The organism is Variovorax sp. GW821-FHT09D04 (assembly GCF_059416405.1).
This window is the reverse complement of record NZ_JBWKPA010000005.1, coordinates 467,849-479,403: the sequence shown is the minus strand read 5'-3', so window position 1 is coordinate 479,403 and position 11,555 is coordinate 467,849. Positions and strand designations below refer to the sequence as shown.

Below are 11,555 nucleotides of genomic sequence, written 5' to 3'. Positions count from 1 at the left end.
AAGACCACCATGTCGCCGCAGCTGTTCCAGCGCCAGTTGGATGCGGGTGCGTGGGGCCTGACCTTTGCCACCGTCACGCAACTGGCCGTGGGCGTGGCCGCCGGCGCGCGCCGCACGCTGATCGCCAACCAGGTCGTGAGCGACGAAGACCTCGCGGGCATCCAGCTGCTGCTGGCCGACCATGCGGACCTGCGTGTGGTGTTCCTGGTCGATTCGATCGCGCAGCTGGCGCTCATCGAAGACTGGTCGAAGCGCCATCCTGCGAGCGTGCCCTTCGAGGTCATGCTCGAGATCGGCGTGCAGGGTGCGCGCACCGGCTGCCGCACGCACGACGAAGCCATTGCGCTCGCCACCCGGGTGCGCGCCAGCGACGCGGCCAAGCTCGTGGGCATCGAGACCTATGAAGGGCAGGGCGCCACGGGCGAAAGCGGGCCGGACACGGCCTACGCCACCACGCTGATGGACCGCGTGGAGGCCGTGGCGCGCCACTGCGACACGCACCAGCTCTTCGAGACCGACGAGGTGCTGGTTTCGGCCGGCGGTTCGGCCATCTTCGACCTCGTGGCCGGGCGCCTGAAGCCCGCGCTGGGTGCGCCGGTGCGCGGCCTTCTGCGCTCGGGCTGCTACGTCACGCACGACCACGGCTTCTACAAGCGCATGGTGAACGTGGTCGACGAGCGCCTGGGCTGCGAATGCGGCGAGGGCCTGACGCCGGCGATGGAGGTCTGGGCCAACGTGCAGTCGCGGCCCGAGCCGGGACTGGCGATCCTGTCGGTCGGCAAGCGCGACATCTCCTTCGACCTGTCGATGCCCGTGCCGATCGCACGCGCCGCCCGCGGCGCGTTGCAGCCGCAGGGCGTGCCCGCCGGCTGGAAGATCACGGCGCTGAATGACCAGCACGCCTACCTGCGCTGGGACGAGAGCGAAGAGGCCGATGCACCCAAGGTCGGCGACCGCGTGGGCCTGGGCATCTCGCACCCCTGCACCACCTTCGACAAATGGCACTGGATGCCCGTGGTCGAAAACGACTACCGCGTGAGCGACGCCGTCGCCATGCACTTCTAAAAGCGCACCGATGACGCCCTCATTGCTCCAGAGGATCGCCGAGGCGCGCAGCGACGCGCCGGCCACGCGGCGCGCGATCCTCGACCTGATCCTCGAAGACCCCGACCGCGCGCTCGAAGAGAGCTTCGAGCAGCTGGCCGAGCGTTCGCGCAGCTCGGTGCCCACCATCATGCGCACCTGCCGCGACCTCGGCTTTGCCGGGCTGCGCGAGTTCAAGCTCGCGCTCGCGCAGGAGCTGGCGCTCGGCGGCTCGCCGCTGCACCGCCGCGTCAACATCGAAGACGCCGCCGACGAAGTGGTCAGCAAGATCGCGCGCAGCGCCGCGGCCTCGGTCTCGGGCGTGCGCGGCCAGCTCGACATGCAGGTGCTCGACGGCGCCGTGCGCGCCATCGCGGCCGCGCCGCACGTCGACCTGTACGGCGCGGGCGCCACCTCGTGGTTCATGGCCAACGACCTGCAGGCGCGGCTGTTCCGCCTCGGCCTGTCGGCCAACGCCTGGGCCGACTACCACCTGCAGCAGGTGGCCGGCGCGGCGCAGCGCCCGGGCGGCGTGGTCATCGCCATCTCGCACGTGGGCGGCATGCCCTCGCTGCTCGACGCGGTCGACATCGCACGCGGGCAAGGCGCCCAGGTGGTCGCGATCACGCGGCCGGGCACGGCGCTGGCGGCCAAGGCCGACTTCCTCATCGGCCTGTCGGTGCCCGACGACGCCGTGATGCACGTGGGTATCGACGCCTACCTCACGCACCTCACGGTCATCGAGATCCTCACCGTGCTGGTGGCGCAGCGCCGCGGCGAACCCGCCGTGCAGCGCCTGCAGCGCGCGCGCGAGGCTTTCCAGCGCCACGGCATCGACGCCACCACGCACCCGCTGCAAAGCTGGGACGGCGGCGGCATCAACACGAAAAAGGGAGACAGCGAACCATGAGCGACACCCAAGCCGTGCTGCTCGAAGCCGGCCTCGTGGTCGACGGCTCGGGCGGCCCTTCGTGGCCCGGCGACGTGCTGTTGCAGGGCGACCGCATCCTGGCGCTGGGCGACGGCCTGCGCACGCGGCTGCCTGCAGGGTTGAACATCGCCGACGTCGACGTGGTCGACTGCCGCGGCAAGGTGATCGCGCCCGGCTTCATCGACGCCCACACGCACGACGACGCCATCGTGCTGCGCGACCCGCTGTGCCTGCCCAAGGTGTCGCAGGGCATCACGACCGTGGTCACGGGCAACTGCGGCATCTCGCTGGCGCCCTACCGCACGCCGCAGTCGAAGCCGCCGCTCACGCTGCTGGGTGCGGACTCGTTCAAGCACGCGACCATGGCCGAGTACCGTGCGGCGGTCGATGCGGTGCAGCCAGCACTCAACGTGGCAGCCCTCGTGGGCCACACCACGCTGCGCTTCGCGGCGATGCAGGCGCTCGACCGGCCCGCTGATGGTGATGAGCTCGCGCGCATGGAAGCGCTGCTCGACGACTGCATGGCCGCAGGCGCGCACGGCATGTCATCGGGCCTGTTCTACGAAGAGGCCTTTGCCGCGCCGGCCGAAGAGGTCACCGCGCTCGCGCGCGTCGTGGCACGCCACGGCGGCGTGTACGCCACGCACCTGCGCAGCGAGATGCAGCAGATCATCGAGGCGCTGCACGAGGCCGGCGACACGGCCTTCAGCGCGGGCGTGCCGCTGGTCATCTCGCACCACAAGTGCGCCGGCCCCGCGAACTGGGGCCGCACGAAGGAGACGCTGCCGTTGATCGAGGCGCTCTCGCAGCGCCAGGAGATCGCGATGGACGTCTACCCCTACGTGGCCGGCTCCACCGTGCTGCGCGAAGACCTGGTCGACGGCGTGATCGACGTGCTGCTGACCTGGTCCGACCCGCACCCCGAGATGACCGGCCGCCTCATCTCCGACATCGCGCGCGAGTGGGGCACCACCGAGCAGGAGGCCTGCCTGCGGCTGAAGCCCGGCGGCGCCTGCTATTTCCAGATGCAGGAAGAAGACGTGGAGTGCGTCATTGCGCACCCGCTCACCATGATCGGCAGCGACGGCCTGCCGCACGACCGCCATCCGCACCCGCGCCTGTGGGGCGCGTTCCCGCGCGTGTTCGCGCGCTACTGGCGCCAGCGCAAGCTCTTCACGCTGGAGCAGGCGGTGCACAAGATGACCGGCATGACGGCGCGCAACCTGCGCATCGCCGATCGCGGCTTGCTGCGCGTCGGCACCATGGCCGACGTGGTGGTGTTCGACCCCGAGACCATCACCGACACCGCCACCTACGACCAGCCGCATGGTGTGAGCCTCGGTGTCGAGCGCGTGTTCGTGAACGGCGTGCTGGCCTATCGCGGTGGCGAGGGCGAGGGCGAGGCGAAGGTGCTGGCACGCGCGGGGCGGATGCTCACGCGCGGACGCTAGGCATCAGGCAAACACCAGGCAGACGGGCGCAGGCACCTGCGCCACCTGCACCGGCTGGTCCAGCCTGCCGCTGGCCGGATCGATGCGCAGGCGCAAGAGGGTGTCGCCCTTCTGGCTGAGCGCGTAGAGGTGGCTGCCGCCCGGCGCCATCGCCAGCGCACGCGGAAAGCGCAGGCCCTCGCTCCAGTGCTGCAACGGTGTCAGCGCGCCGTTGCTCGGGTCGATGCGGAACGCGGCAATGCTGTCGGCCATCGGGTGGTCCGACTTCAGGCGGCGGTTGCTCGCGTAGAGAAACTGCCCCGACGGATGCATCACCAGCGCCGCCGCGTTCTTCGGGCCGGTGTAGCCCTCGGGCACGGTCGAGACGCGCTGGCGCTGTTCCCCGACCTTGCCGCTCGCCGCGTCGTAGCCGAAGCCCGCGACCGTGGCGTCGAGTTCGTTCACCACGTACAGGAAGCGTTGCGACGGATGCAGCGCGAGGTGGCGCGGTCCGCTGCCGGGCGCGACGGCCGTGCGGCCGAGCAGAGCCAGCTGGCCGTCGGCGAGCGTGAACGCGTTGATGCGGTCGGTGCCCAGGTCGGTGGCGAGCAGGCGCTGGCCCGTGCCGTCGAACAGCACCATGTGGGGATGCGGTGATTCCTGCCGCTGCGCGTCGGAGCCGGTGCCGGTTTCCTTCTCGATGCCCGAGACCTTGCCGAGCCTGCCGTCCGCCTCGATGGGCAGCACGTTGTAGGCACCGCCGCCGTACAGCGCCACGGCCAGCGCGCGGCCGTCGGGCGACACGGCCAGGTGCGCGGGGACCACACCCGAGAGCGAGAGCGGCTGGCGGTTGAGCAGCGTCAGGCGCCCGTCGTTCGCATCGATCGCATAGGCCTCGGCCGTGCCGGTGGGCAGGCCCTGGTAGGTGTCGATCTCGTTGATCGCATAGAGGAAGCGCCGGCTCGGGTGCACCGCGAGGAACGAGGGGTTCGCGCTCGCGACGGTCTGCACCGGCGTCCAGCTGCCGTCCCGGATCGCGAGCACGTAGATGCCCTTCGATGCCGGACCACCGGCGGTGCCGCCCGGTGCGTCGCTGGTGTAGGTGCCGACGTAGGCGAAGCGGGGTGCGGGCAGGGTGCTGGCGACTGCGCTGCGTGCAGTCTCGGGCGTCTGCGCACTGGCGGGGGCCAGTGGTGTCAATGCGCCGAGTGCGGAGGCACCACCGATCCACTGCATGACGGCGCGGCGGTTCTGACCGGGCTGGCTGGGACTGTGTGTCATGGGTTCTTTCCTCTCGTGCAAGGGTTCAGGGCCGCACCGACATGGCATGGTGAAAGATGTTGTTCGGGTCGTAACGCCGCTTCACTTTCCGAAGGAAGGCGTAGAGCCCCTGGTCCCCGTAGTACAGCTGCGGCCAGAACGGGTGCGCCAGCATGTCGTTGTCCGGGTAGTTGATGTAGCAGCCCTCGTAGCGCTCGCCGGGGTAGGGCGTGCCGGCAAAGCGCTCGGGCACGTCGGGCGTGCCGTACACGTCGCGGTAGAAATCGCCGATCCAGCGCAGGTGGCCCGCATCGTCCGCCGCGCTGCGCCAGTAGGTCTGGTACTGCAGCTTCATGATCGACGCGCGCTGCGGCACGGCGGTGTCGTCGATGCGCTCGGGCTTGTTGATCGCGCCGCCATAGGAGTCGACCTGCACCAGCGACTGGCTCAGGTCGATGCCGGGCATCGTGCGCGTGAGGTGCGTGTAGATGCGCTGCGCCTCGCGGGCGGTGAAGCTGCGCTTCATGTAGGCCGACTTGTACTTGCCGCGCTGGTTCTCGCCCGAGCCGTTGAGGTACTGCGTGGCCGTGAGCCAGTCGTAGCGCGTCACGGTGTGCGGCTTGGAACACAGCAGCTGGCCCGTGTCCCGCTGCGGCGCCGGGCCCACGCCGGGCGCGCGGCCCTTCAGCGGCACGGGCGTGCAGGCGCGAAAGCGCTCGAGAAAGTCGTGGAGCACCGTGAGGTCGTTGCAGGTGCCGTCGGGGTTGCAGAACTGCGTGAGCATCACGATCTGGCCCGACGACCGGTGCGTGAGCTTGAGCAGCGAGAACATGCCCCAGGTGTCGGGCGAGGTGCCGCGCGTGGCCCAGTAGTCGCCGTAGATGGCGAGCAGCTGGGCGAAGCGCGCGGGCGTCATGCTGGCCCAGTCGAACGCGACCACCGCGAGTGCCACCTCGCGCGGCGCGGTCGGCAAGGTGTCGAACACATAGCTGGTGATCGCGCCGAAGTTGCCGCCGCCCGCGCCGCGGCAGGCGCGGAACAGGTCTGGTTCGCGCGTCGCGTCCACGGTGCGCGGCACGACCTTGCCGCGCGCATCGACCGTGAGGATGTCCACTGCCGAAAGCCAGTCGACCGTGAGGCCTTGCAGGCGCGACAGCAGGCCGTAGCCGCCGCCGCAGATGTGCCCGCCCGCGCCCACCGAATAGCAGGAGCCGCCGGGCAGCGTGACGTTGCTCTGCTTGTACAGCTCGAGGTAGCCGTTCCAGTTCTGCGTGCCGGGTGCGACGCGGTAGCGGCCGTCGCCCTTGCGCTCGGCACTGGCCTGCGTGAGCAGGCTCAGGTCGAGGATCGCACCGCCGGGGTTGTTGGAGACGAAGTCTTCATAGCAGTGCCCGCCGCTGCGCACCGTGGGCCGCCGGCCTGCATCGACGATGCGCTGCAGCGCGGCGGCGGCATCGTCTGCGTTCTCCACCAGCTCGATGCGCGACGCCGCGTCCGACTCAACGGAAGGCCATCGCAGGTTGAAGCCTTTCTTCAGGGTGTTGTAGCGCGGATCCTGGCGTGTCACGGTGATGGTCATGGGCACTTTCTGAAGGACGTCGTGCGACGGCGGTAAGACGAAAGAAGGACGCGGAACCTGGGGCGTGTCTTACGCGCGGGTATTCATTTGCAAGGCCGGCCGGAAATGGAAGCGTTATGTCTTATCTCCAGCGGGTCGGGCTGAATGCCGCGCGATGGCGCTCATCTTGCCGTCAATTTCGAGCGCGTCGCACCCCCTCGAAAGCATGTGGGTTTCGCGTCACGAACACCGCGTTCGATGCGCAACAAGGGCGCGCGGAAGGCGCCCGCGATCTCAGCGTGCGCCGGCCGCGGCTTCTTCTTCTGGCTGTGCCTGGAACATGCGCGTGAAGTCGCAGCACGCCTGCGCCAGCATCACGATCGACGAGGTGAGCGCGCTGCGGTGCTCGCCCTTGTGCATGGCGACGTAGCGCACCACGGGCAGCGCGGGCGTCACGTCGAGCACCTCGAGCATGCCGGCGTCGACCAGCGGCGCGAGGCATTCGCGCGGCAGGTAGCTCACGCCCAGGCCCGACACGGTGAGGCCCGTGAGCGCCACGAGGTTGCTCACCACGATCGCGTTGGCGGGCTGCACGCCCTGGTCCTTCATCCAGGCGTCGTAGGCACGGCCCGTGCCCGAGTTGTTGCCCTGCACCAGCATGCGGTGGCGCGCCAGGTCGTGCAGGCGCACGGTGCCGCCGGCCTGCACCACGCCGGGCTTGCACATCCACGCGCTCTTCACGCGGCCGATGACCTTGCTCTGCATGCGCGAGTCGGCGAAGGTGTGGGGCACGATGACCACGTCGAGCTCGTCGGCCAGCAGCTTGTCGCGCAGCTGCAGGCTGTCGTCCACGTCGGGCTCGAGGATCACCTTGGGGTAGTGCTGCTGGATCAGGCCGACCAGGCGCGGCAGCCACGTCATGGCGGTGAGTTCGGTCACGCCCAGGCGGATGCGCCGCTCCACCACGCCGGGCTTGCCGAACTGCTCGACGGCGGCGTCGCGCTGGTCGAGCAGCTTCCTGGCGAGCACGAACATCTCCTCGCCTTTTTCGGTGAGACGCGCCGTGCGCTGGCTGCGGTCGAACAGCTCGGTGTCGAACAGCTGCTCCAGCTCGTGCACGCGCTTGGAGATGGCCGACTGCGAGGTGTGCAGCTGGTTGGCCGCCTGCGCGAAGCCGCCCAGCCGGGCGATCCAGTAGAGGGCTTCGAGTTGCTTGAAGGTCATCACGGCGGGCGGCTCCTGAAAGAAAGAACGCTTTTCTTCATGCGATTCGATCACAAAAAATCGCTTTTAGAAATTCATCGGGACGCAGAAGATGCGCGCCAGGCCACCGTCATTGCAACCCAAGGAACACACCATGGACTTCAAACTGCCTCTCGCACCTTTCGCATTGGCACTCGCCCTCGTCTTTGCCTGCGGCGCCGCCAGCGCGCAGGACGCCGGCACGCTGCGCAAGATCAAGGACAGCGGCACGATCCAGATCGGCGCGCGCGACAGCCAGATCCCGTTCTCGTACAAGCTCAGCGCCGACAGCGCGCCCATCGGCTTCACCAACGACATCTGCCTGAAGATCGTCGACGCCGTGAAGGCCAAGCTGGGCCTGCCGAAGATCGAGGTGCGCTACACCATGCTCAACTCGACCAACCGCATCCCGCTGCTGCAGAACGGCACCGTGGACCTCGACTGCGCGACCACCACCAACACCACGCAGCGCCAGGCGCAGGTCGACTTCGCGCCCAGCCACTTCGTCACCAACATCACGGCCGCCGTGAAGAAGAGCTCGGGCATCAACGCGCTGCCCGACCTCAACGGCAAGAACGTGGCCACCGTCTCGGGCAGCACGTCGATCCAGCTGCTGCGCGGTGCGCGCAAGAGCGGCACCATCGAGGTGAACGAGATCGCGGGCAAGGACACCTCCGACGGCTTCCTGCTGCTGTCCACGGGCCGCGCCGATGCCTACGTGCTCGACGACGTGCAGCTGGCCGGCATGATCGCCAGCGCCACCAACCCGGGCGACTACAAGATCCTCAAGGAGTCGCTGCGCCAGGAGCCCTACGGCATCATGCTGCGCAAGGACGACCCCGAGTTCAAGGCGCTGGTCGACGAGACCGTCAACGGCCTCATGAAGTCGGGCGCCATCGAGCAGCTGTACACCAAGTGGTTCCTCTCACCGATCCCGCCGCGCAACGCGAACCTGAACTTCCCGATGACGGACGCGGTGCGCGAGATCTACAAGAACCCCAACAACAAGGGCGTCTGACACCATGGCAGCCACACGTGCGGACCTGCCCCGAGGCGAGCTCCTTTCCGATGCGCTGATGCGCCAGGTGCGCGAGCGCTTCCTGGGCATCGAACGCGACCACCACGGCCGCGAGCGCCTGTACTTCGACAACGCCGGCGGTTCGTTCCGGCTGAAGGCCGCGGTCGAGCGCTTCGCGCAGGTCGACGCCATTCCCGACAACGCCGAGCGCATCCACGCCACCGCCGTCGAGCTGCAGGCGATGCAGGCGCGCGGCGCCGACGATCTGCGCACCATCCTGAATGCCACCGGCGGCAGCGTGTACCCCTCGCTCACCGCCTCGGGCGCGATGTTCGACATGGTGCGCGCGGTGGCCGAGAACGTGCCGGGCACGAACATGGTCACGACCGCGCTCGAGCACCCCTCGGCCTTCGACGCCATGCGCCTGTATGCCGAACGCCTCGGGCGCGAGCTGCGCGTGGCCAAGAGCAACCCCATCACCGGCGGCGTCGACGTGGACGCCATCGTGGGGCTGGTCGACGAGAACACCTGTGTGCTCAACGTGATCCACGCGTCGAACATCTCGGGCGCCAAGCTCGACATGGCGGCCATCGTGCGGCGCGCGCGCGAGATCAAGCCCGACCTGTACATCCTCGTCGATGCCGTGCAGCACGCGCCGCACGGCGTCATCGACCTGCAGCAGACGCCGGTGGACGGCATCAACCTCGCGCCCTACAAGTTCTTCGGCTGCCGCGGCTCGGGCTTCTCGTGGATGTCGGAGCGCGCGGCCGCGCTGCCGCATCACAAGCTGGCCGGCAAGAAGCCCGGCCACTGGGAGCTGGGCAGCTCGGCGCCGTGGCAGTTCGCGGTGCTGACCGAAATCGTCGACTACGTGGGCTGGCTCGGCGGCCATTTCACCGATGCGACCGACCGCCGCGCCCGCTTCGTGGCGGGCATCGAGCGCATCGAGCTGCACGAGCGCGCGCTGCTGGCGACGCTGCTCGACGGCACCGCGCAGACGCCGGGCCTGCGCGCGCTCGACGGCGTGCAGGTGTTCCTCGACCACGAAGACTTGACGCAGCGCGACCTGATCCTGGGCATCGGCTTCGACGGGCTCGACTGCACGCAGGCCGTGGTGGAGTACGGCCAGCGCGGCGTGACGGTGTACGAGCGCGTGGCCAGCAGCATCTACTCGAAGCGGATGCTTGAATCCTTTGGCCTCGAAGGCACCGTGCGCGTGTCGCCGCTGCACTGCCACACGGTGGGCGAGATGGAAGCCTTCCTGCGCGTGACGCGCGAGATCGCGGGCGCTTTCGCCTCCGCCTCGCCCGCGGTCAGCGCGGCGTAGGGCGCGCCAGCGCCGCGCAGGCCGGCGTGTCGTTCGCCTGCCGCAGGTAGGCGAGCAGGTCGGCGCGCTCCCGCGGGTCGGGCACGCCGTCGTAGGTCATGCTGCTGCCCGGCACCATCGCGAGCGGGGCGCTGAGGAAGCGGTCGAGCGTCTTGTCGTTCCACACGATGCGCGACTTCTTCATCGCCTCCGAATACGCGAAGCCCGGCACGCTGCCGGCGAGCCGGCCGAACAGGCCGCAGTGGCGCGGCCCGACCCGGTCGGCGGCCAGCGCGTGGCAGGCCTGGCAGCGCGCATAGACCTGCTCGCCGCGCACCGCGTCGGGCGTTGCGGCAGCCGCACAGGCCCATGCGGCCAGCAGGCCCGCTGCGAGCCCGCGCGCCGCACGGCTCACGACACGAACGCCGAAGGCACCGGCGCCTCGCCGAGCGCCTGGCGCAGCACGGCCCAGTGCATTGCCTCGTCGCCGAGGATGCTGGCCGCGGCCTTCGACAGCTCGCGGTGGACGAACAGCGGCACCGCGCCCAGGTAGGCGCTCACGGCACCTTGCTCGAGCTTCGCCGCGAAGCGCAGCACGTCGGCTTGCGACTTGAGCTGCTCCACCGGGAAGTCGTAGCGCGCCTTGGCCGCGACGGCCTTGCCGCCGAGCTTGGCGATGGTCTTGGCCAGCAGGTCGGCATGCTCCTTGTGGTGGCCCTGGAAGGTCACGGCGAGGTCGAGCACGGGCTTCTCGAGCAGCTTGCTTTCCGCACCGAGTTGGTAGGCCGCGATGGCTTCGAGCTCGGCGCCGAGCGCGGTGTTGAGGATCTGCACGTCGTTGCCGGTGGCGCCGCCGCTCTTGGCGGCGAGCGCGTCGCGCCCCGCCAGCAGCGCCACGGCGGCGCCCGACAGCATCAGGCCGGAGTGGCCGAGGAAGGCGCGCCGCGCGGCGGCCGGGGTGGGCATCAGGAAAAAGGACATGGTGGGGTCTCCTCGGGGGTGGTGGTTGTGGGAAGAATCAAGGCAGCGCCGCCAGCACGCGCGCCACGATGCGGTCGCAGCGCGCGCCGTCGAACGCGAAGGCGTCGCCCGTCGCCAGGTCGATGTCGCGCGACAGGCTGTCGCGCAGCAGGCTGCGGGCGCGGAAGAAGCGCAGCCGCACCGTGGCCTCGGGCAGCTGCAGCGCCTCGGCGGTTTCGCCGACGCTGAGTTCCTGCACCGCGCGCAGCACGAACACGGTGCGGTAGGCGTCGGGCAGCCGGTCGATGCGGCGCTCCATGAGTCGGCGAAGGTCTTCCCGCATGGCGAGGCGCTCCGGTTGGCGGTCGGGGTCGTCGGCGAGCTGCGTGTCGGGGGCGTCGTCGTCGTCCCCTGCAGTCGCGCCGCCGTCGAGCGGAATCACCTGCGCGCCGCGGCGGCGCAGGCGGCCCAGCGCCTCGTTGATGACGATGCGCACCAGCCAGGTCGAGAGCTTTGCTTCGTCCCGGAAGCCGCCGATGGCGCGCCAGGCCCGCAGGTAGGCGTCCTGCAGCGCGTCTTCGGTGTCAGCGTCGCTGTGCAGGATGCTGCGCGCGGTGCGAAACAGCAGTTGGTTGTGGCGCCGCATGATGCGCGCGAAGGCCTGCGTGTCGCCCTGCGCGGCGCGTGCGGCCAGTTCGGCGTCGGACGCCTTCGCGTCGGCATCGGCAGTCAGGGGCAGGGCGGTGGGCGGCATGCGGTGGGTTCCT

11 protein-coding genes are annotated in these 11,555 nt (G+C 69.6%); 5 read left to right on the top strand and 6 right to left on the bottom strand.

Translation table 11 applies throughout. The features are described from left to right. The 3 genes from AC07O4_RS18955 to AC07O4_RS18945 form a co-directional block, all read left to right on the top strand. A partial coding sequence (locus tag AC07O4_RS18955) for an alanine racemase (protein WP_495305325.1) occupies positions 1 to 1,065 on the top strand: 1,065 nt, incomplete at its 5' end. Between the two features lie 10 nt (positions 1,066 to 1,075). Then, a complete protein-coding gene (locus tag AC07O4_RS18950) occupies positions 1,076 to 1,993 on the top strand; it encodes a MurR/RpiR family transcriptional regulator (protein ID WP_095743851.1) in 918 nt (305 codons plus the stop codon). Continuing rightward, positions 1,990 to 3,465: an N-acyl-D-amino-acid deacylase family protein gene (locus tag AC07O4_RS18945; protein WP_495305324.1), complete on the top strand. Its 1,476-nt coding sequence runs from the start codon at positions 1,990 to 1,992 to the stop codon at positions 3,463 to 3,465. Before AC07O4_RS18950 ends, AC07O4_RS18945 begins: the two co-directional genes overlap by 4 nt. A gap of 3 nt (positions 3,466 to 3,468) precedes the next feature. Here AC07O4_RS18945 and AC07O4_RS18940 read toward each other — a convergent pair whose 3' ends face one another. From AC07O4_RS18940 to AC07O4_RS18930, 3 genes are all read right to left on the bottom strand, one after another. Continuing rightward, positions 3,469 to 4,725, bottom strand: coding sequence for a lactonase family protein (locus AC07O4_RS18940; protein ID WP_495305323.1), 1,257 nt, complete (start codon positions 4,723 to 4,725; stop codon positions 3,469 to 3,471). A 25-nt stretch (positions 4,726 to 4,750) separates the two neighbouring features. Next, positions 4,751 to 6,283, bottom strand: a complete 1,533-nt coding sequence (locus AC07O4_RS18935) for an FAD-binding oxidoreductase (RefSeq protein ID WP_495305322.1) — start codon at positions 6,281 to 6,283, stop codon at positions 4,751 to 4,753. 273 nt (positions 6,284 to 6,556) lie between these two features. Continuing rightward, on the bottom strand, positions 6,557 to 7,486 hold the full coding sequence (locus AC07O4_RS18930; protein ID WP_070064129.1) for a LysR family transcriptional regulator: 930 nt from the start codon (positions 7,484 to 7,486) through the stop codon (positions 6,557 to 6,559). Positions 7,487 to 7,619: 133 nt separating this feature from the next. Here AC07O4_RS18930 and AC07O4_RS18925 point away from each other — a divergent pair, with 133 nt between their 5' ends. Next, positions 7,620 to 8,522 (top strand): amino acid ABC transporter substrate-binding protein, encoded by a 903-nt coding sequence (locus AC07O4_RS18925; RefSeq protein WP_062481835.1) that lies wholly within the window; start codon positions 7,620 to 7,622, stop codon positions 8,520 to 8,522. Between the two features lie 4 nt (positions 8,523 to 8,526). Next, positions 8,527 to 9,849, top strand: a complete 1,323-nt coding sequence (locus tag AC07O4_RS18920; protein WP_495305321.1) for an aminotransferase class V-fold PLP-dependent enzyme — start codon at positions 8,527 to 8,529, stop codon at positions 9,847 to 9,849. On the opposite strand, the gene AC07O4_RS18915 is transcribed toward AC07O4_RS18920, so the two are convergent. From AC07O4_RS18915 to AC07O4_RS18905, 3 genes are read right to left on the bottom strand one after another with little or no spacing between them, the layout of a single operon-like run. Next, the gene (locus AC07O4_RS18915; protein WP_495305320.1) at positions 9,836 to 10,243 is read right to left on the bottom strand and encodes a c-type cytochrome; all 408 of its coding nucleotides are present in this window, start codon (positions 10,241 to 10,243) and stop codon (positions 9,836 to 9,838) included. The two genes, AC07O4_RS18920 and AC07O4_RS18915, sit on opposite strands and share 14 nt — an antisense overlap. Continuing rightward, entirely contained in the window at positions 10,240 to 10,809 is a 570-nt protein-coding gene (locus AC07O4_RS18910; protein ID WP_495305319.1) for a ferritin-like domain-containing protein, read from the bottom strand. Before AC07O4_RS18910 ends, AC07O4_RS18915 begins: the two co-directional genes overlap by 4 nt. Positions 10,810 to 10,846: 37 nt before the next feature. Continuing rightward, positions 10,847 to 11,542, bottom strand: a complete 696-nt coding sequence (locus tag AC07O4_RS18905) for an RNA polymerase sigma factor (RefSeq protein ID WP_495305318.1) — start codon at positions 11,540 to 11,542, stop codon at positions 10,847 to 10,849. Positions 11,543 to 11,555: the final 13 nt, after the last annotated feature.

What these genes read in the sequence shown, in the direction of transcription:
- AC07O4_RS18925 (WP_062481835.1), top strand. Translation starts at nt 7,620, where the DNA reads ATGGACTTCAAACTGCCTCTCGCACCTTTCGCATTGGCACTCGCCCTC.
- AC07O4_RS18940 (WP_495305323.1), bottom strand. Translation starts at nt 4,725, where the DNA reads ATGACACACAGTCCCAGCCAGCCCGGTCAGAACCGCCGCGCCGTCATG.
- AC07O4_RS18910 (WP_495305319.1), bottom strand. Translation starts at nt 10,809, where the DNA reads ATGTCCTTTTTCCTGATGCCCACCCCGGCCGCCGCGCGGCGCGCCTTC.
- AC07O4_RS18945 (WP_495305324.1), top strand. Translation starts at nt 1,990, where the DNA reads ATGAGCGACACCCAAGCCGTGCTGCTCGAAGCCGGCCTCGTGGTCGAC.
- AC07O4_RS18930 (WP_070064129.1), bottom strand. Translation starts at nt 7,486, where the DNA reads ATGACCTTCAAGCAACTCGAAGCCCTCTACTGGATCGCCCGGCTGGGC.
- AC07O4_RS18920 (WP_495305321.1), top strand. Translation starts at nt 8,527, where the DNA reads ATGGCAGCCACACGTGCGGACCTGCCCCGAGGCGAGCTCCTTTCCGAT.
- AC07O4_RS18905 (WP_495305318.1), bottom strand. Translation starts at nt 11,542, where the DNA reads ATGCCGCCCACCGCCCTGCCCCTGACTGCCGATGCCGACGCGAAGGCG.
- AC07O4_RS18950 (WP_095743851.1), top strand. Translation starts at nt 1,076, where the DNA reads ATGACGCCCTCATTGCTCCAGAGGATCGCCGAGGCGCGCAGCGACGCG.
- AC07O4_RS18935 (WP_495305322.1), bottom strand. Translation starts at nt 6,283, where the DNA reads ATGACCATCACCGTGACACGCCAGGATCCGCGCTACAACACCCTGAAG.